Genomic DNA, 18,044 nt, shown 5'->3' on the forward strand with positions numbered 1-18,044 from the left:
GTCAGTCGAAACAAAATGATTTTTATAAATGGATGAATGGGTTAAACTTGATATGGTCAGATTCAACTTGTTTACAGGGTGTACTGTTGGTTGCAAATGCCATTTTTTGGTTAAATCCAAAAATAATATAGAGCAATAAGCGTAATGTTTTATTGACTTTCATCTGTTTTGGCCTTTAAAATTGAAATCCAGATTCCTATGGCCAACGAAATACCGATGAACAGTAACGAAAACCATTCTGGTATTTCCACCCAACTGGCTGTAATGAGCTTAAGGGAAACAAAGATCAATATGGAAAAAACACTATACTTTAAATACTTGAACTTCTCCAACATGTTCGCCAAGAAAAAATAGAGCGAACGCAGTCCCATAATGGCAAATATATTGGAACTGAAAACAATAAACGGGTCGGTAGTGAGGGCAAAGATTGCCGGAATACTGTCAAGAGCAAATAAAATATCGGTAAATTCTATAGTGATCAGGGCTCCAAACATTGCAGTAAAAACGCGTTTTCCGTTTATTTCGGTCCTAAAATGGCCATTATCCAATTTGTTCGATATATTAAAAAACTTGGCGATTCCTTTGTTTTGTTCATAGTCCTTAGGTTGTTCTTCTTTTTTTAGCATGTTAAAAGCGGTGTACAAGAGGAACAGACCAAAAAAAATGGTGATTTGGTGAATTTTGTGAATTAGAATGAGACCTACACCAATAAGAATAGCCCTAAACACTATGGCTCCGATTATACCGAGAAACAGTAATTTATGTTGGTACTGTTTTGGGATTTTGTACCCAACAAAAATTATCGCTATAACGAACAGGTTGTCCACGCTTAACGATAGTTCGATAATGTAGCCTGTGAGATATTTTATCACACTATTGCCAGGAGAGAGGTTGCTTGGGTTGTCCACCATCCCATTTTTGTAAAACCAATAGACAATTCCGCTAAAAACCAAGGCATTTACAACAAAAAAGAGGGTTTCAAATACAGCTTGTTTGGGGTTGGTCACCTTATCCTTTTTGTGTAGGATAAAGAAATCGATAAACAAGAGTACGCCTACATGGGCTATCAAAACAATCCAAGGCAAGGTATTTCCCATGGTTTAGTCAGGTTTTTGTTTTGCTATTGTGCATTGTAAATATAAAACTAACGAGATCCCATTGTAGCAATTATTTTAATGACTAGTTTATGTCGATTTAAATAACTGATTTTATAGGGCCTCAATATTTTAGGATTCCACTTTCCGAATTAAATTCTTTACACAGAACTAAATTCTAGGGAATTGGATATAGTATTCAAATTATGAATGACCGAGGTAGAATTTGTTTTATTCTTTGTTTCTAATTTCTTTTTCCAGACTGGAAATCAAACTTTGGTACTCCAACTCCAAACTCTCGCCTTTTAAAATAACTTCGTTCATCTTGTTGAGTAATAGAATATACATGTTCTTAAGTTTTTGGGAGCTGAAGGTTTCGATATAAAGTGCTCTGTCCTTAAGCTTTTCGTCGTTGGTCCGCTTACGGATTTTAGCTAGAATTTCTGGATTTATATTTAAATGTTCAATGAAATTTTTTTCCAGATGCTCTTTGGTAAACTCGGTTATCTCATCTTCACTTTCTTGGTAATCCACAACGCGGTCATAAAGCTTGGAAATTCTATTTTTTAGCGAATCGTTGGTGATGATCTCAATTTTACCAGAGCTGATTATGGAATTATAAATCCCTGTTGATGGATCAAAGGTGTGGTTTTCAACATTAGTGGTGATCAACGAATCCAAATAGGTTAGGTCCCTATCGGAGAGATCGACAAAAATAACCTCCTGAAGGCTTTTGTTCCTTAGTATCTGCGCCTTTAAAATAAGGTCCAGTTCGTTAAGGTTTATTTTGATGGATTCGCGAAGACTTTTTAAGGTATTAAGCTCGGACCTGTGCAATTGTTTGTCTTGGTTCCAATTGTTTATCTGCAACGCGATCAATATTCCCAAGACCACAAGCGTTATTTCTCCAATGGCATAGGCCAGATAGTTTTTGAACTTTCCTTCCGAAAGTAATCTCCTTCTAATTCGTCTAAAAATCTTGATCATAGGTTCATTAGTTCTGATGGTTGAAAGACTTTGAAAACGTCTTCCAAAAAGGAACATAAGTTACTGATTTTCGCCTAAGCATTGTTCATTCAAATCGTAAACACAAAATTGGGGGTCGAACTAAACGAATTAATTGAACACTTCCTCCATTTTAAAAGCTTTCCTGTGTCAGTTCATGGTTTATCATTGCTCCGGTTAAGTTTCCGCCATACACCGCCGTGGCAACGGAGCGCATCATGGAACTATTGTCTCCACAGGCAAAAATGCCTTCTTGTGTTGTCTTTTGCATTGCATTAACTTCGATATGTCCTTGATCTGTAAGATTACAGCCCAACATTTTTGGCAGGTGAGAATTTTGTTCAAAAGGAATAGAGGCGTAAGCATATTCAAAACTTTCCTTACTTCCATCATAAAAAACGATCTTTTCCAGATGTCCGTTAACGTGTTCAATTTCCAATACCTTTTTATCTATGATCTTAATATTGTGCCGCTCCAACTTTTTGATTTGAGTCTCATCAAAATCGTGCTTACCGTTGGTAAGAACAGTGATTTGATCGGTTAAATTACTTATTAAAGAAGCAAGATGAAACGCTCTGTCCCCATTGGCGATTATGGCTGTTTTTGTGTTTCTTATTTCGTATCCGTGGCAATACGGACAGTGTACAACGGAAATTCCCCAACATTCCGAAAATCCTTTTATTGACGGCATTAGGTCCTTAATTCCGGATGCGAACACCATTTTTTTAGCAGTAAAACGGTCTCCTTTGTGCGTTGTGACTTCAAATCCATTTTTAACCCTCTTACCACTAACTACAAGACCATTATAAAAATGTACACTGTTGTACTTTTTTACCTGATCTTGCGCAATTTCTGAAATCTCATTTGGTGTGGCCCCGTCTTGGGTAAGAAAATTATGGGAATGTGGCGTTTGTCGGTTACAAGGATTACCGGCATCAATTACCAAAGATGTTCTTAGAGAACGTCCCAAGGCCATGGCTGTTGAAAGTCCTGCATAACTGCCGCCTATTATAATTACTTCGAAGTCTTTTTTGTCCATTGTGTTGTATTTCTAATAGTTGTCTATTTGTTGAGGTACAAAACCATTTGGATCAGCTAATTTTTTTGCGAGAATCCAATAATGGATAAAATTAGCTAAAAATTTATTAATGAAACAAAGTCGCATTAATAATATAGATCAACCTAGTAACAAATAGCTATTCCGTATGCTTTGTTTGGGAGTCCTATAAAGAAAAGTTGCAGAGTTTTTATGCTGAATTAAAAAAAACGGAAATGTTGATGAAGGACATAAAAAAAGCCATCTAACTAAAATACAGTTAAATGGCTTCTCATTTTGTAGCGAGAGGGGGACTTGAACCCCCGGCCTCCGGGTTATGAATCCGACGCTCTAACCAGCTGAGCTACCTCGCCATGGTTTTGCTAAGCGGGTGCAAATATATGTTTAAATTTTCGCTGAATCAAAATTCATTATTAATTTATTATTTGACATTTATTTTTATATCTTCCCAAACTATACAAATGTTGAAAAGGATTTAAAGAACACGACTATGAGTGATAAGGTTAAATTTGAACTGGAATTCGTTATCCAGGCCTCACCACAATTGCTTTACCAATATATTTCCACACCTTCAGGATTATCTGAATGGTACGCAGATAACGTTAATTCCAGAGGAGAGGTGTTTACCTTTATCTGGGATGGATCAGAGGAAAGAGCAAAAATGCTAAAACGTAAAAGCGAAGAGTTTGTAAAGTTGGCCTGGGAAGAAAATGATGACGATTCCTTTTTTGAAATGCGAATTATTGTAGACGAAATCACCAAGGATGTTTCCTTGTTTATAACAGATTTTGCAGACGAAGATGAAGTGGACGAGGCAAAAATGCTCTGGGAAAACCAAGTTTCCGACCTTAAGCAAGTACTGGGATCTACCTAGAACAATTCTTAAGTAAACCGTATATTTGGTCCCGAAAAAAATCGGGACTTTTTTATGGTCAATTCTAATGGAGAAATTTTAGCGGATGATGAGGCAATATTTACCTACAATAATAGGGGATTTAAGTACGGCGATGCCCTTTTTGAAACCATTCGTTATGTAAATGGGACACTCTTTTTTTGGGAAGACCATTATTTTAGACTGATGGCTTCCATGCGTATTCTTAGAATGGAAATTCCAATGGAATTTACTCTGGAGTATTTAGAAGAACAGATCAAGAAAACCATTACAGCAAATGGGTTGGAAAATGGCGCAGTTCGCATACGGTTATCCGTGTATAGAAACGAGGGGGGGCTGTACACACCAAGTACAAATAATGTATCCTACCTCATAGAAGTGAGTTCTATGAAATCTCCATTTTTCACGATAGACAATGGTACTTACGAGGTGGAGCTGTTCAAGGATTTTTATGTGAACAAGGACATGTTGTCCAACCTAAAGACCACCAATAAGTTATTACATGTTGTTGCAGGGGTCTATGCCCAAGAAAATGGATACGCCAACTGTTTGTTGGTGAATACGGATAAAAAAGTGGTCGAGGCCATTAATGGCAACCTGTTTTTGGTTCAGGGCAACGAGGTTAAAACCCCGCCTTTGAGCGATGGATGCCTGGACGGTATCATCAGAAAAAATTTGATGAAATTGATCGCTGCTTCTGAGGAGTTCGATCTTGTAGAAGCGTCCATTTCTCCATTTGAACTTCAAAAAGTGGACGAACTATTCATTACCAATTCAATTATAGGTATTCAGCCAGTAAGTAAATACAGGAAAAAGGAGTACAATGGAACAGTTGCCAAAAGTTTGGTGGGCAAACTAAATGCAAAAGCCAGGATAGGCGTTTAATTCAGCGAAGGGTTCTCCGGCGAATTGGACCATAGAAGATAATCGCCGCCCAATTCGACCATTTTTTCTTTCCAAAATGCATTGGAGGATTTTTCCAAAATACTGCTTTCATATTCGTTGGGAAGCACTACCCACGATTTGGAGGACAGCTCTTGATCCAATTGACTTATTCCCCAACCGGAATACCCCAAAAAGAAACGGATATCCTGTTCGGTAATAATACCGTTGTTGATCAATTTAATGGTCTTTTCAAAATTACCGCCCCAAAAAATACCATCGGAAATCTCAACACTGTTTTCAATAAGTTCCGGTACTTTATGGATAAAGTAGAGATTGTCCTGTTCTACGGGGCCTCCATTAAAAACTTGGAACGGAATGGTAATATCGGAAACGAGGTCACAGATGGTATAATCCAAGGGTTTGTTCAATATAAAGCCTACAGAACCTTCATCATTGTGTTCCGCTATAAGCACCACCGATCGGTTAAAAGAAACATCCCCGGTCAGCGAAGGTTCAGCAACGAGCAAATTTCCTTTTTTTGGCTTTTGGGTTACCATTTTCAAGTGTTTCGTTTATTTAAATTTAACATAATATTTAACATTTACAAAAAATGGGAATCATATAAACTAAAAAAGCACCCCGATCGGGGTGCTTTTGTATATTAAAAATACAATTGATTAGTTTACTGCACCGCTCAATTCAGCACCTGCTTTGAACTTTACAACGTTCTTAGCGGCAATCTTAATAGTAGCTCCAGTCTGTGGATTTCTACCCTCTCTAGCGCTTCTTTTAGAAACTGACCAAGAACCAAAACCTACCAAGGAAACTCTGTCTCCTTTTTTAAGCGTTCCCTCTACATTTCCCAAGAAAGACTCCAATGCTTTTTTAGCTGCTGCTTTAGTGATGCCAGCATCAGCTGCCATAGCATCGATTAATTCTGTTTTGTTCATAATGGAATTAAATTAATTGTTGTTAATATAATTTTAATGCTGAACAAATTTATATGGATTTGCGTCCCACGCAAGCAAAACCTAGGGAAATAGGGGTTTTTGTTGATAACTTGAAACGTTTGTTGATAAAGTCGGAAAAAAATGACAAATTTTCCTAGCCCAATCATAGCAAGGCCTTAGCGAAGATGAGCCTCTTTTTCCAGATTTAATCCGTTCAAAACCTCGTTGATATGCATTTTTCGCTTACCGGGCAACTGTAGCTCCAAAAGGTTGATATATCCATTTTTCACGGCCACCTTCATGGATTTTTTCTCCACAAATAATTCTCCAGTTCCATAATCGTGTTCAATCTCTTCCATTTCGGTCCTAAAGATTTTCATAGGCTCCTCTTTTTCCGCATTGACCAATTTGGTCCATGCACCGGGATAAGGACTTAGTCCACGTATATGATTATAAATATCTTCCATGGATGCTTCCCAATTTATCCGGCAGGTGTCCTTATGGATTTTCGGAGCTTGTTTTAATTCCGTGCTTTCGTCCTGTTTTTGTCGAATAACTGTTCCTGCTTCTATTTGCTTACAGGTCTCTACCACTAGATCGGCGCCAATGGTCATTAATCTATCATGCAAGGAGCCAGCGGTATCATCTTGTGTGATTTTTTCTGTTTTCTGTAGAATGATGCTCCCCGTATCTATTTTTTCATCAATAAAAAATGTGGTGACCCCTGTTTCGGTTTCACCATTGATTATGGCCCAATTAATTGGGGCGGCTCCCCGATATTGGGGCAGGAGAGACGCATGAAGGTTAAAGGTGCCGTATTCCGGCATTTGCCAAACAGCTTTGGGCAACATCCTAAAAGCCACGACCACTTGTAAGTTCGCTTCAAGGCTTTTGAGTTCTTCCAAAAAAGATTCATCCTTTAAATTGGTGGGCTGTAAAACTTTTATTTGTTGCTCGACCGCAAATTGCTTTACGGCCGATTGTTGAACCTTTCGTCCTCGACCTGCAGGTCTATCGGGAGCAGTAATTACACCGACAACATTTAAACCAGCCTCCAATATTTTTTTAAGGCTTTGCACGGCAAAATCCGGGGTGCCCATAAATACAATACGTAGGGGGCTATTTTTTGATGTACTCATTTTTATAGTTTATGGAGATCAGCTCATCTTCAAGCAGTCTTTCCAGTGTTGTTAAAAGTTCCTCCTCATTGGCGCCGGTTTCCTTTTCCAATTGTCGGGAAGTATGGGGCCGAATTTCTAATAGCTCCATGATCCTTTTCTCCAAATAATGCGAGGAGGGCATTACTTTCTCTTGTCTACAAATATCGCAAGTACCGCAGTTTTCGGAAACCTTTTCACCAAAATAATTCAGGAGATATACACTTCGGCATACCTTTATATTGGTAATGTACCCCAACATGGCCTCCATATTTTTTTGTTTAACTTGATTAAAATCCTTGATTTTCTTGGCAAACAAATTAATGGTGTGATCATCTTCGCGGGGTACCAAAAAAGTAATTTCAAGGTCAGAGGTGTTGTTTTTATACTTCACAATCTGGTCGTCGGCAAGCTGTTGAAGTAACTGCTTCAACTGTTTCTCGCTTGTTCCGGTTTTTTGTGACAACAGATACAGATTGATTTTTGTTTCGTAATCCGTAATGCCCCCATACGTTCTTAGTATGGTCTGAATGATGGGGGCCGTTTTCCTGTTTTTGTCCAAATAATCAAATATTTGCGTTTTTGGCGCAACAAATTGTAATGTTGTTTTCTCCTTGAAGTTTTCGGAAAGCGTAAGAACCGAATTTTGATCTAATATTCGAATAGCATTAAATGTCGTGTTCGGATTAAACCCGTAGCGTTTGCAAAATTCATTGAATGTAAAGGCCAAAGGTTCACTTATAAGTTCACCGTACGATATTTGGAAATAATTGTTGAGTTTGGAATACACCATTTTAACAAATGCCACGTCGGGCAAATTGGCCAAAAATTGTTGCTTTGCCTTTTCGGGATCTTCGTTAGAGGAAACAATTATGGCCGTTGATGGTTTACCATCCCTTCCTGCCCGCCCCGCTTCTTGAAAATAGCTCTCCAGACTATCGGGGATTTGATAATGGACCACTAGGCGAACATCCGGCTTGTCCACTCCCATTCCAAAGGCATTGGTAGCCACCATTGCCCGTACCTTACCGCTTAACCAAAGGTTAAGTTTTTCTTCTTTGTCGGATTTTGGAATGCCTCCATGAAAAAACGAGGCGGAGATACCGTTCCTCATCAAAAAATTGGCAAGAGAGATGGACATTTTTCTTGAGCGTACATAAACAATGGCACTGCCCGGCACCTTGTCCATGTATTTTTTAAGTTGGTAGAGCTTATCTTCGGAATGTTTTACCTTAAATACAATATTAGATCGCGAAAACGAATCCTTAAAGATCTGTACCTGCTCCAATTGTAAATTCTCGACAATATCGCCAACAACTTTTGGAGTCGCCGTTGCCGTAAGTGCTATCATTGGAGCGTTGGGCACCAATTCCTTTAAAATGGAACAGCCCAAGTAAGAAGGCCTAAAGTCGTTACCCCATTGTGAGATACAGTGGGCCTCATCAATGGCAACAAGGTTAACATTCATCTGTTGGATACGTCCTTGAACCAAGGGTTGTTGCAATCGCTCTGGGGACAGATACAAAAATTTATAATTGCCATAAATGCAGTTATCGAGCAGATTGTTCAGTTCCTCTTTTGAAATCCCACCTGTTAACGCAATAGCTTTAATGTTTCTTTTTTTTAGCTGAGATACTTGATCTTGAATCAACGCGACCAATGGGGAAACAACAATACAAATACCCTCCATGGCAAGCGAGGGCACTTGGTAGCAAACCGACTTTCCGCCTCCGGTGGGCATTAAAGCCAGAACATCTTTGCCCGCTAGGACATTGCCAATAATGTTTTGTTGGGAGCCCCTAAAACCATCGTAGCCCCAAAAGTGTTTTAAAATACTTGCGGTGTCTTTGTGCACTATGGATTTTTAAGTGTTTCCAAAATAAATTCAATCCGATTTGGGACTGCATCTTTTGGCACTTCGATGGGGTCATAGCCAAATTGGGTATAGGTTTTCATCAAGGCAAGATGAATGCGTTCAGCCTCTTCAAAAGTCTCCAATCTTTCGTTGTCGGATACGTAAATTTCTTTCCATGGCGGAACAATAAAAACAGAATCGTATCTGTGGTCATCACAATGGGAGGTAAAAAACGTGTCGTATTCCTGTCCAAAAAAATCCATATAGGCCAATACATCGGGAATACCACGGTCAAAAAAACTTATAGGAACATTGGTGGTCAAAGATTGTTTATAGTGCCTCGTTCTGCCTTCGAGCAGGTCTTTGTTGAACTGCATGGCGTCGTTCACAAACACCAATGGGTTGGAGATATGTTCCTCACACTGTCCTTCCAGTTTAGCTTTGGAGGTCATGTCCCTGATAATTTCATGAAAGCAATGATACCCTTTGCTTTCCAATCCGTTCACAATGGATGTTTTTCCCGTTCCGGGAGCTCCTGTAATTACTACCTTGCTCTTTCCCAAAGACCTTGAATTAAAGGTGCAAAGTAATGAAATAGCCACAAGGAAAAAAAATTGAAGCCTAAGCCATATATTTGTAAAAAATTAGGCATGGACAAGAACGATACAGATGAATTTTATAATAGGTTAAGGGAAAAATTGCTCGAAAACACCGATTGGCCGTCCAATTATCTTTATAAATTTATAGTACCAACCGATGAGGCGCGCATACAGCAAGTGCATAAGATTTTTGATAACACCGGTGCAGTGATCGAGTCAAAAAAATCGAAAAAAGGAACGTACACGAGTATATCCATTATGGTACAAATGCAAGATCCCGATGCAGTGATAGAAAAATACAAGGAGGTTTCCATAGTAGAAGGCGTTATTTCCCTGTAAAACCTTTGTTTGCCATAATTTTAGTATTTTGCAGGCGTTATCGGATAGACTTTCCTAATTTAAACTTCTAAACACGTTAATTTGAACGAAGTATATAACCTAGAATACAATACAGAACGTCCAAAACTTTTTATTCCTGAGTATGGTCGTCATTTTCAAAAGATGGTAGACCATGCAGTTGCCATAGAAGACCGCGAAGAGCGTAATAAAGTAGCCAAATCCATAATTAGTGTTATGGGCAATCTACAGCCGCATTTAAGGGATGTTCCCGATTTTCAGCACAAATTGTGGGACCAGTTGTTTATTATGGCCGACTTTAAGTTGGATGTGGATTCACCATTTCCCATTACTTCCAAGGAAATGTTGCAACAGCGACCCGAGCCATTGAATTACCCACAAAACCATCCCAAATACCGTTTTTATGGAAACAATATCAAAAGAATGATAGATGTGGCGGTTCAATGGGAAGAAGGGGACATGAGGTCGGGACTGGAATATGCCATTGCCAACCATATGAAAAAGTGCTACCTCGTTTGGAACAAGGATACCGTTGAAGATGGTGTGATTTTTAACCACCTCAAAGAACTGAGTGATGGAAAAATCGATTTGGCCAAAAAAGACGAGAGTCTAACGGAAAGTGGGCAGTTCCTTAAAAACAAACCGGCTAGATCCAACAGCAACCGCGGAAAAAAGAATCAAAGAGGAAGGAAAAAAAGATATTAAACTCCAAAGGAATTCATGGGTACATTTCGAATAGAGGGCGGACACCGGTTACATGGTGAGATCACCCCGCAAGGAGCAAAGAACGAAGCACTACAGATTCTTTGTGCTGTTTTGTTGTCAGAAGAAAAAATTACCATCAACAACATACCGGACATCGTCGATGTCAATAAACTAATTTCCTTACTCGAGGATTTAGGCGTGAAAATCCAGAAAAAAGGTAAGGGATCCTACACATTTAAGGCAGACGACGTAAATCTGGATTACCTACAATCGGCAAAATTCAAGGAAGACGGTAGGGGTCTTAGAGGTTCCATAATGTTGGTGGGACCTTTGTTGTCCAGATTTGGAAAAGGATACATCCCCAAACCAGGCGGCGATAAAATAGGCAGGCGAAGACTGGATACCCATTTTGAAGGATTTATTAAACTGGGAGCCAATTTTAGGTATAACAAAGAAGAACACTTTTACGGTGTAGAAGCCGAGAAACTCACCGGAACCTACATGCTGTTGGATGAAGCATCCGTTACCGGTACAGCCAATATTGTGATGGCAGCTGTTTTGGCAGAGGGAACAACAACCATTTATAATGCCGCTTGTGAACCCTATCTGCAGCAATTGTGCAAAATGCTGAACCGTATGGGCGCAAAAATTTCAGGTATAGGCTCCAATCTATTGACTATCGATGGGGTGAACTCTTTGGGAGGTACGGAACATACCATGTTGCCCGATATGATAGAAATCGGTAGCTGGGTCGGATTGGCTGCAATGACCCAAAGCGAACTTACCATTAAGAATGTAAGTTGGAACGATTTGGGACAAATTCCGACCGTTTTCAGAAAGTTGGGTATCACTTTAGAAAGAAAAGGGGACGATATCTTTATCCCGAAACACGAAGAAGGTTACGAAATACAGAACTTTATCGATGGATCTATACTGACCATTGCCGATGCCCCATGGCCTGGACTAACCCCGGATTTATTGAGTATAATTTTGGTTGTAGCCACTCAAGCAAGGGGAGAAGTGCTGATCCATCAAAAAATGTTCGAGAGCCGTTTGTTCTTTGTAGATAAGTTGATCGATATGGGGGCAAAGATAATTCTCTGCGATCCACACCGAGCCACGGTTATTGGACACGATTTTAAATCTACCTTAAAAGCCACTACCATGGTTTCTCCGGATATTCGTGCTGGAGTTTCCCTTTTGATCGCAGCATTGTCTGCCAAGGGAACTTCCACTATACATAATATTGAGCAAATTGATCGGGGTTACGAAAATATCGATGAACGTTTGCGTGCTATAGGGGCGAATATTGTGAGGGTTTAATTTTTCAATTCTACTAATTTCCCATCAGGATACAGAGCAAAACGCCCTCTATTTTTTTCGTGAACATGATCTGGATAGGGCCATGGCCATCCCCCAAATTGAGTCAATCGGTACTCTTCCATTGCTTTTTGGATCTCAGCCTGGGTGTTCATTACAAAGGGTCCATATTTGGCAACCGGTTCTCCAATGGGTTTTCCTTGCAATAGCATAAAATGTGCAGTTTCCGAGCCAATTTTAATATTAACATCTCGGCTGGGGTCTAAAACAATGCCAAAGTTGGGATTTATTTTTTTATCCTCGATCTGGATATCATTGCCATCATAAAAATATAGCACCCGATTAACAGCGGTATTGGCTTTTGGCAACACATATTCGGACGCTGCACGGGCATGGATGTTCCAAATGGCAACTTCGTTTTTGGGGTCAGCCGCCCAAGAATCGGGAGCGGGATCGAGCGAGGCAACATTTTTATAGGCACCGGCAATTATCTTGATTTTTGTATTTTGCTCCTCTACAACTGGAATATCTTCATTCCAGAGCATTCTGAAGTGAGGGTCCGCGAATTTCCCAGCTTTCGGTAAATTCAACCAAATCTGGAACAACTCTAAAGTATTTTCCTCATCATCTTTGAGCAAAGGAAACATTTCGGAGTGCTGTACACCGCGTCCGGCTGTCATCCATTGTACGTCGCCTTCGCCGAACCTTCCAGCTGCTCCCAACGAATCGGAATGATCACAAAACCCTTTGTTTACTATGGTTATCGTCTCAAAACCTCTATGTGGATGATAAGGAAACCCAGGAATGGTCTGTCCGTGGTACATTCGCCATTTGTGAGATGGGTCAAAATCGTTTCCTAAGTTTCTATCTTGAAGTAGTGAGCTGTCAGGACCCATTTCACCGTTACCTTTTGGGTAATTGTCCAAATGATACACACTGAACAAAAAGGGATCTAATGTTTGCCAAGGTATACTTAATGGAAACGTTTGTTTTACCGATTTTTTCATGTTAAGTTTTGTTTTGGTAAAAAAGCCTGCTCTGAGCAGGCTTTTTTATCGTATTTCGTAGCAAGTTATTTTCCGGGAATAGGTGGTGGGCCATCGATCATGGCCTCGTATTTTACATCACCTTTTCTGGTAATATATTCATCTTTGACTTTTTCTACCAATTTGGGGTCATCGAACAGGTCGAACATGGTCATTCCCATGGCTTTTGAAGCATAGACCATGCCTTTATGTCCTATACTCATACCGCCACATGCCACAACGGCCCAGGAGTGCCATGGTGTTCCTTTGGGTGCAACGGTTACCCCAAGGTTAATGTTCGGAACGTTCCAACTTACATCTCCAACATCGGTGGAACCGCCGCCGGGCAAAGCCTCGGTTTCTTTTAACGGATGAATTTCGCCGACCATGCCCACTTGTGGTTTCCCGGTCGCCTCTTGAATGGCTTTACCAAAGGCAGTCTCCTCCTCGGTATAGGTTATTGGTCCCAAAAGCTCTAGGTTATTCTGCATGATCTTTCCTCCTTCGCGGTTTACCAAAGTCTCGTAGATACCCGAAATCAAGGAGTATTTATATTCTACATTGGCCATAATGGCTGCACCTTCCGCCATGGCCTTTACTCGTTCAAAAGTTGGAAGCATAACTTCTCTTTTAGGATCGCGGACCCTAACCCATAAACGGGCATAATCGGGAACTACATTGACCACTTGGCCACCATCTTGAATATGATAGTGTATTCTTGATGTTGGTTTTATATGCTCTCTATAATAATTGATTCCCGTTGTATAGAGTTCCAGGGCATCTGCGGCACTTCTTCCGTTCCATGGATCGGATGATGCATGTGCTGCTTGACCATAAAACTCGATCATAAAGTCGATAAGGGAGAGCCCACTTTGCACATCGGCCTCTATTTGAGCGGAGGGGTGCCAACTTACATTGACATCTACATCGTCCCAGAGGCCTGCCTCGACCATCCAAACCTTACCAAAGAACTTTTCCTCGGCAGGTGTACCTAAAAATTTGACGGTCCCTTGTATTTTTCCAGCTTCGATCTGTTCTTTAATTGCCAATGCGGCACCCAAGCTGGCAGCACCGAACATATTGTGGCCGCAGCCATGACCAGGAGCGCCATCAACCCGAGGATCTTTGTTGGGGACCGTATTTTGGGATAATCCTGGGAGTGCATCAAACTCGCCCAACACACTGATTACGGGTTTTCCCGAACCAAAGGTTGCAACAAAGGCCGTTGGGATATCCGCAACACCACGAGTAACGGTCATTCCATTTTTTTCAGCATAATCCGCAAGTAATTTTGATGAAATCGACTCCTCAAAAGCGGTCTCGGCCAAGGCCCAGATAGAATCGCTGATTTGTATAAGGTTATCTTTATGTTTTTCTACGGCTTCGACCACGGCTTTTTTGTCCTTGGTCATCTTTTGGGCGGATAGGTTCAGGACGAACAGCCCAAAAAGAAATAAGGTTGTTAAATTTTTCATTGTAAAGGTTTTGAGTTAGCTATATATCGTAACTACATTGCTGCCGAGAGTGGTACAGCAGAGCGTCATCGATAGCACTAAATTTAAAGAAAAAGCTTTAACTAACCGCTTCTTTATAGGTTTTTAGGCATCGTTCCCTTGCCATTTTGTGTTCCACGATAGGGTCTGGATAGCTTAATTCCTGAAGATCTTTGACCCATTTGTTGATGTATTTCTTATCCTTATCAAATTTTTTGATCTGGGTAGTGGGGTTGAATATCCGAAAATATGGAGCGGCATCCACACCACTGCCAGCGGCCCATTGCCAATTCCCCACATTGCTGGCCATTTCGTAATCCAAGAGTTTTTCTGCAAAATAGGCTTCGCCCCAACGCCAATCTATCAATAAATGTTTACAAAGAAAGCTGGCAACCAGCATTCTCACACGGTTGTGCATGTAACCGGTTTCATTGAGTTCTCGCATGCCGGCATCCACCAATGGATACCCTGTTTTTCCCGTTTTCCATTTTTCGAATTCATCTTCATTGTTGCGCCATTCTATTCGATCATATTTGGCCCGGAAGGCTTGATTGACCGTTTTGGGGAAATGCCATAATATCTGCATAAAGAACTCTCTCCAGATCAGTTCGTTCCAAAAAGTTTCGTTTTTTTCTCCAATGGCTTTTTTTATCATTTTTCGTATGGAAACCGTTCCAAATCGCAAATGTGGACCCAATCGGGATGTTCCTGTTTCCTTGTCGGGGTAGTCACGGGTATCTTCATACTTTTGAATAAGATTTGGTGTAACCGTAAAATCCGGTACTTTAATGGAAGATGCTTCAAAACCTATATCTTCCAAGGTGAGTTGGGGCAAGGACTTGTTCTTAATCGTATTCTTGTCAAGATTGGGAAAAGTATCATATTCCACCAGATGGATGGACGGATTAAAAGTTTCTTTCCATTTACGCATAAACGGGGTGTACACCACATAGGGTTCGCCATCGTCCTTGACAACTTCGCTTTTTTCAAAGATCACCTGATCCTTAAAGGTGTTGAATTCAATATTGTTTTCCTCTAAATACGATTTTATTTTAGCATCTCTTTCTTTGGCGTATGGTTCGTAATCGTGATTGGTATAAACAGCCTCAATGGTATAATCTTCAATTAGTTGTTGAATAACCTTTTTTGGGGTACCGTAAAACTGGGCCAAGCCACTATCGAAATTTGTAGAAAGTTGATTGTTCAGTTTTTGGACCTGTTCATGGATAAACGTGACCCTGGGATCATTTTTTGGCAGATTTTCCAGTATTTCGGTATCAAAAATGAATATCGGTAAAACTGGCGTGCCATTTTGAAGGGCATGGTACAAGGCAACGTTGTCATCCAACCGTAAATCTCGCCTAAACCAAAATATATTGACCTTGTCCTTCATCAATTTATATTTAAACTGGACATTCCGCCGTCAACACCAATTACCTGACCGGTAATCCAAGAACTATCGTCTTGCAATAAGAAAACACCCATTTTGGCTATATCGGTTGCAGTTCCGACCCTTTTGAGAGGGTGCCGCTGATCCATCATAGCTTTCTTTTTTTCGTTGCTGAGCAATCTTTCGGATAGGGGAGTGTCCACTAAGGATGGAGCAATAACGTTGACCCGTAATTTTGGGGCGTACTCGGCCGCCAAAGCACGAGAAAATCCTTCTATAGCACCTTTGGCCGCCGCTACACTAGTATGAAAAGGCATTCCTGTTCCAACAGCTACGGTACTAAAAAACACCATACTGCCACCTTCGTTCATACGTTCGATAATGGATTTTACGGTCTTGGCCAATGCGATAAAATTGATTTCGAGATCATTTTGAATTGTTTCGATTCCCAATGATTTGAAAGGTTTTAGATTGATGCTCCCGGGGCAATACACAAAGCCGTCCAGTTTTTCGGGGATGTTTTTGTGCGTTATATCTTCGGTTAAGGCATCAAAAGGAATATGGGTTACGTCCAAATTGCGCAATTCATCGTTACTCCTGCTTGCAACATAAACAGAGTGTTCCTTGGAAAGATGTTTGGCCATTTCCAAGCCTATACCATAAGAACCTCCAATTAATAATATGTGTTTCATTTTATACTTTTCTAAGGTTGAGATAATTGGTTTTACCTTTTACTTCTCCGAACATTTCCGCCAGCTTTTTTTCGCGGAACCTGAATATTTTTTGCAACTGTTTTTTTACCAAAATAGGATGCATTATTTGCCCAAGAAACCCAAAAGGTAATTTGTAATCAATAATATCTTCCATTTCCACACCATCCGGAACTTCTTTAATAAAGTGTTTGTGGTGCCATAAAGAGTAGGGGCCAAACCGTTGTTCATCCACAAAATAGGATCCTTTTTGAACATGGGTGATTTCTGTTACCCATTTTGTTGAGACAAGCGGGAATGGTTTAACTATATATTGGATTATTTGCCCCTGGAACATGGGCCTATCTGCACCGGACAAGATATGGAACCCCATATGTGGGGGTGTTATCACGGCAAGGTTTTTTGGATCGGATAAAAAATCCCAAGCCTCCTTTTTACTGATAGGCAAAAATTGCCTCGATTTTAATTGATAAAGCTGCATTCGAATAGTTTGTACAAAGATAATCGTAAAATGTTTAATATATTTATTATAAAGTTAAACAAAAATTAAATTCTACGGTTTTTATTGATACTTTTGATTTATACTTTAATTAACAGATTGAGCTCTGCTTTATCTTAATTTTGTTTTGCTAAACATTTAATACACTTAATTATGAAAAAATTTGCACTCTTATTATTTGCTGTATCCATGTGTTTTTCTTTGGAAGCACAAATACAGACTCCTGCACCCAGTCCATTTTCCAAATTGGAACAAAAAGTGGGATTGACCGATGTTACTGTTGAATATTCCAGACCTGCAATGAGAGGGAGAAAAATATTCGGGGATTTGGTTCCTTTCGATGCTATTTGGAGAACCGGTGCCAACCAAAATACCAAAGTAACCTTCTCTGATGATGTTGTGGTAAAGGGCAAGGAGTTGAAAGCCGGTTCCTATGCCATTTACACTAGACCCAATGAAGCGGTTTGGGAAGTATTTTTCTATTCCGATACAGAGAATTGGGGTACTCCGCAGGAGTGGGATGCATCTAAAGTTGCGGCTACTGTAAAAGTAGAGACAATGGATATACCCATGCCGATAGAATCATTTACCATTACCATAGATGATCTTCATAACAATGGAGGTGTGTTGGGCATTATGTGGGAGAACACTTATGTCGGCGTAGAATTTATCGTTCCAACAGTGAAAAAAGCCACTAAAAGTATAGAGGAGACCATGGCCAATACTGCAGATTTAAAAGCCGGCGACTATTATGCCGCAGGTTCTTATTATTTTGCCGAGGGCATGAATATGGAGCAAGCCAAGGAATGGGTAAACAAAGCAGTAGAAATGGATGGAGGTAAAGCATATTGGATGATGCGGACACAATCTTTGATCTATGCCAAACTTGGAGATAAAAAAGCTGCTATCGAAGCAGCAAAAAAATCATTGGCGGCCGCTCAAGCTGCGGGTAATCAGGATTATGTTAAAATGAACAAGGATTCCTTGAAAGAATGGGCCCAGATGTAAGCAAGCCCCAATTTTAATAGTATTGAAGAGACCCACTTTAAAA

At 40.2% G+C, this 18,044-nt stretch carries 19 protein-coding genes and 1 tRNA gene; 6 read left to right on the top strand and 14 right to left on the bottom strand.

Annotation, left to right across the window (positions count from 1 at the left end):
• Positions 1-149: 149 nt before the first annotated feature.
• From ABTP35_RS14525 to ABTP35_RS14540, 4 genes are all read right to left on the bottom strand, one after another.
• The gene (locus tag ABTP35_RS14525) at positions 150-1,097 is read right to left on the bottom strand and encodes a TerC/Alx family metal homeostasis membrane protein (RefSeq protein ID WP_293295364.1); all 948 of its coding nucleotides are present in this window, start codon (positions 1,095-1,097) and stop codon (positions 150-152) included.
• Positions 1,098-1,325: 228 nt separating this feature from the next.
• Complete coding sequence (locus tag ABTP35_RS14530; protein ID WP_224837228.1) at positions 1,326-2,081, bottom strand: DUF6090 family protein; 756 nt, start codon at positions 2,079-2,081, stop codon at positions 1,326-1,328.
• 151 nt (positions 2,082-2,232) lie between these two features.
• Positions 2,233-3,138 (bottom strand): NAD(P)/FAD-dependent oxidoreductase, encoded by a 906-nt coding sequence (locus ABTP35_RS14535; protein WP_293295363.1) that lies wholly within the window; start codon positions 3,136-3,138, stop codon positions 2,233-2,235.
• A 297-nt stretch (positions 3,139-3,435) separates the two neighbouring features.
• Positions 3,436-3,509 (bottom strand) — tRNA-Met (locus ABTP35_RS14540).
• A gap of 137 nt (positions 3,510-3,646) precedes the next feature.
• Between ABTP35_RS14540 and ABTP35_RS14545 the strand changes: the two genes are divergently transcribed.
• A complete protein-coding gene (locus tag ABTP35_RS14545; RefSeq protein ID WP_224837234.1) occupies positions 3,647-4,030 on the top strand; it encodes an START-like domain-containing protein in 384 nt (127 codons plus the stop codon).
• A 54-nt stretch (positions 4,031-4,084) separates the two neighbouring features.
• Positions 4,085-4,933: an aminotransferase class IV gene (locus ABTP35_RS14550; protein WP_293295362.1), complete on the top strand. Its 849-nt coding sequence runs from the start codon at positions 4,085-4,087 to the stop codon at positions 4,931-4,933.
• Here the strand turns inward: ABTP35_RS14550 and ABTP35_RS14555 are convergent.
• The 5 genes from ABTP35_RS14555 to ABTP35_RS14575 all read right to left on the bottom strand — a co-directional run bounded on the left by ABTP35_RS14555 (position 4,930) and on the right by ABTP35_RS14575 (position 9,458).
• The gene (locus tag ABTP35_RS14555) at positions 4,930-5,490 is read right to left on the bottom strand and encodes a YqgE/AlgH family protein (RefSeq protein WP_224837236.1); all 561 of its coding nucleotides are present in this window, start codon (positions 5,488-5,490) and stop codon (positions 4,930-4,932) included. The genes ABTP35_RS14550 and ABTP35_RS14555 overlap by 4 nt on opposite strands.
• A gap of 120 nt (positions 5,491-5,610) precedes the next feature.
• Positions 5,611-5,883, bottom strand: a complete 273-nt coding sequence (locus ABTP35_RS14560; RefSeq protein ID WP_014034238.1) for an HU family DNA-binding protein — start codon at positions 5,881-5,883, stop codon at positions 5,611-5,613.
• 176 nt (positions 5,884-6,059) lie between these two features.
• Positions 6,060-7,022, bottom strand: a complete 963-nt coding sequence (fmt, locus tag ABTP35_RS14565; protein ID WP_293295361.1) for a methionyl-tRNA formyltransferase — start codon at positions 7,020-7,022, stop codon at positions 6,060-6,062.
• Positions 7,003-8,895 carry an ATP-dependent DNA helicase RecQ gene (locus ABTP35_RS14570; RefSeq protein WP_293295360.1) on the bottom strand — a complete coding sequence of 631 codons (1,893 nt, stop codon included), beginning with the start codon at positions 8,893-8,895 and terminating at the stop codon, positions 7,003-7,005. The genes fmt and ABTP35_RS14570 overlap by 20 nt, the downstream gene beginning before the upstream one ends.
• Entirely contained in the window at positions 8,895-9,458 is a 564-nt protein-coding gene (locus tag ABTP35_RS14575; protein WP_293295359.1) for an ATP-binding protein, read from the bottom strand. Before ABTP35_RS14575 ends, ABTP35_RS14570 begins: the two co-directional genes overlap by 1 nt.
• An 87-nt stretch (positions 9,459-9,545) precedes the next feature.
• On the opposite strand from ABTP35_RS14575, the gene ABTP35_RS14580 reads away from it, so the two are divergent.
• The 3 genes from ABTP35_RS14580 to murA all read left to right on the top strand — a co-directional run bounded on the left by ABTP35_RS14580 (position 9,546) and on the right by murA (position 11,879).
• The gene (locus tag ABTP35_RS14580) at positions 9,546-9,833 is read left to right on the top strand and encodes a DUF493 family protein (protein ID WP_224837240.1); all 288 of its coding nucleotides are present in this window, start codon (positions 9,546-9,548) and stop codon (positions 9,831-9,833) included.
• A gap of 81 nt (positions 9,834-9,914) precedes the next feature.
• Positions 9,915-10,556: a DUF4290 domain-containing protein gene (locus tag ABTP35_RS14585; protein WP_252079614.1), complete on the top strand. Its 642-nt coding sequence runs from the start codon at positions 9,915-9,917 to the stop codon at positions 10,554-10,556.
• A 15-nt stretch (positions 10,557-10,571) separates the two neighbouring features.
• On the top strand, positions 10,572-11,879 hold the full coding sequence (murA, locus tag ABTP35_RS14590; protein ID WP_293295358.1) for a UDP-N-acetylglucosamine 1-carboxyvinyltransferase: 1,308 nt from the start codon (positions 10,572-10,574) through the stop codon (positions 11,877-11,879).
• Here the strand turns inward: murA and ABTP35_RS14595 are convergent.
• The 5 genes from ABTP35_RS14595 to ABTP35_RS14615 form a co-directional block, all read right to left on the bottom strand.
• On the bottom strand, positions 11,876-12,883 hold the full coding sequence (locus ABTP35_RS14595) for a pirin family protein (protein ID WP_293295357.1): 1,008 nt from the start codon (positions 12,881-12,883) through the stop codon (positions 11,876-11,878). The genes murA and ABTP35_RS14595 overlap by 4 nt on opposite strands.
• Positions 12,884-12,948: 65 nt before the next feature.
• Positions 12,949-14,376: an amidohydrolase gene (locus ABTP35_RS14600; RefSeq protein ID WP_375334281.1), complete on the bottom strand. Its 1,428-nt coding sequence runs from the start codon at positions 14,374-14,376 to the stop codon at positions 12,949-12,951.
• Positions 14,377-14,473: 97 nt separating this feature from the next.
• Complete coding sequence (locus ABTP35_RS14605; RefSeq protein ID WP_293295356.1) at positions 14,474-15,787, bottom strand: deoxyribodipyrimidine photo-lyase; 1,314 nt, start codon at positions 15,785-15,787, stop codon at positions 14,474-14,476.
• Positions 15,787-16,476 (bottom strand): SDR family NAD(P)-dependent oxidoreductase, encoded by a 690-nt coding sequence (locus ABTP35_RS14610; protein WP_252079618.1) that lies wholly within the window; start codon positions 16,474-16,476, stop codon positions 15,787-15,789. Before ABTP35_RS14610 ends, ABTP35_RS14605 begins: the two co-directional genes overlap by 1 nt.
• Position 16,477: 1 nt before the next feature.
• Positions 16,478-16,975 (bottom strand): SRPBCC family protein, encoded by a 498-nt coding sequence (locus ABTP35_RS14615; RefSeq protein ID WP_252079619.1) that lies wholly within the window; start codon positions 16,973-16,975, stop codon positions 16,478-16,480.
• 171 nt (positions 16,976-17,146) lie between these two features.
• On the opposite strand from ABTP35_RS14615, the gene ABTP35_RS14620 reads away from it, so the two are divergent.
• Positions 17,147-18,001: a DUF2911 domain-containing protein gene (locus ABTP35_RS14620; protein ID WP_293295355.1), complete on the top strand. Its 855-nt coding sequence runs from the start codon at positions 17,147-17,149 to the stop codon at positions 17,999-18,001.
• Positions 18,002-18,044: the final 43 nt, after the last annotated feature.

It is taken from the genome of Flagellimonas alginilytica, from assembly GCF_042134605.1.
GTDB classification, from domain to species: Bacteria; Bacteroidota; Bacteroidia; order Flavobacteriales; family Flavobacteriaceae; genus Flagellimonas; species Flagellimonas alginolytica.

Coding starts and splice junctions, on each gene's coding strand:
- ABTP35_RS14525 (WP_293295364.1), bottom strand. CDS start 1,097: ATGGGAAATACCTTGCCTTGGATTGTTTTGATAGCCCATGTAGGCGTA.
- ABTP35_RS14530 (WP_224837228.1), bottom strand. CDS start 2,081: ATGATCAAGATTTTTAGACGAATTAGAAGGAGATTACTTTCGGAAGGA.
- ABTP35_RS14535 (WP_293295363.1), bottom strand. CDS start 3,138: ATGGACAAAAAAGACTTCGAAGTAATTATAATAGGCGGCAGTTATGCA.
- ABTP35_RS14545 (WP_224837234.1), top strand. CDS start 3,647: ATGAGTGATAAGGTTAAATTTGAACTGGAATTCGTTATCCAGGCCTCA.
- ABTP35_RS14550 (WP_293295362.1), top strand. CDS start 4,085: ATGGTCAATTCTAATGGAGAAATTTTAGCGGATGATGAGGCAATATTT.
- ABTP35_RS14555 (WP_224837236.1), bottom strand. CDS start 5,490: ATGGTAACCCAAAAGCCAAAAAAAGGAAATTTGCTCGTTGCTGAACCT.
- ABTP35_RS14560 (WP_014034238.1), bottom strand. CDS start 5,883: ATGAACAAAACAGAATTAATCGATGCTATGGCAGCTGATGCTGGCATC.
- fmt (WP_293295361.1), bottom strand. CDS start 7,022: ATGAGTACATCAAAAAATAGCCCCCTACGTATTGTATTTATGGGCACC.
- ABTP35_RS14580 (WP_224837240.1), top strand. CDS start 9,546: ATGGACAAGAACGATACAGATGAATTTTATAATAGGTTAAGGGAAAAA.
- murA (WP_293295358.1), top strand. CDS start 10,572: ATGGGTACATTTCGAATAGAGGGCGGACACCGGTTACATGGTGAGATC.
- ABTP35_RS14595 (WP_293295357.1), bottom strand. CDS start 12,883: ATGAAAAAATCGGTAAAACAAACGTTTCCATTAAGTATACCTTGGCAA.
- ABTP35_RS14600 (WP_375334281.1), bottom strand. CDS start 14,376: ATGAAAAATTTAACAACCTTATTTCTTTTTGGGCTGTTCGTCCTGAAC.
- ABTP35_RS14605 (WP_293295356.1), bottom strand. CDS start 15,787: ATGAAGGACAAGGTCAATATATTTTGGTTTAGGCGAGATTTACGGTTG.
- ABTP35_RS14610 (WP_252079618.1), bottom strand. CDS start 16,476: ATGAAACACATATTATTAATTGGAGGTTCTTATGGTATAGGCTTGGAA.
- ABTP35_RS14615 (WP_252079619.1), bottom strand. CDS start 16,975: ATGCAGCTTTATCAATTAAAATCGAGGCAATTTTTGCCTATCAGTAAA.
- ABTP35_RS14620 (WP_293295355.1), top strand. CDS start 17,147: ATGAAAAAATTTGCACTCTTATTATTTGCTGTATCCATGTGTTTTTCT.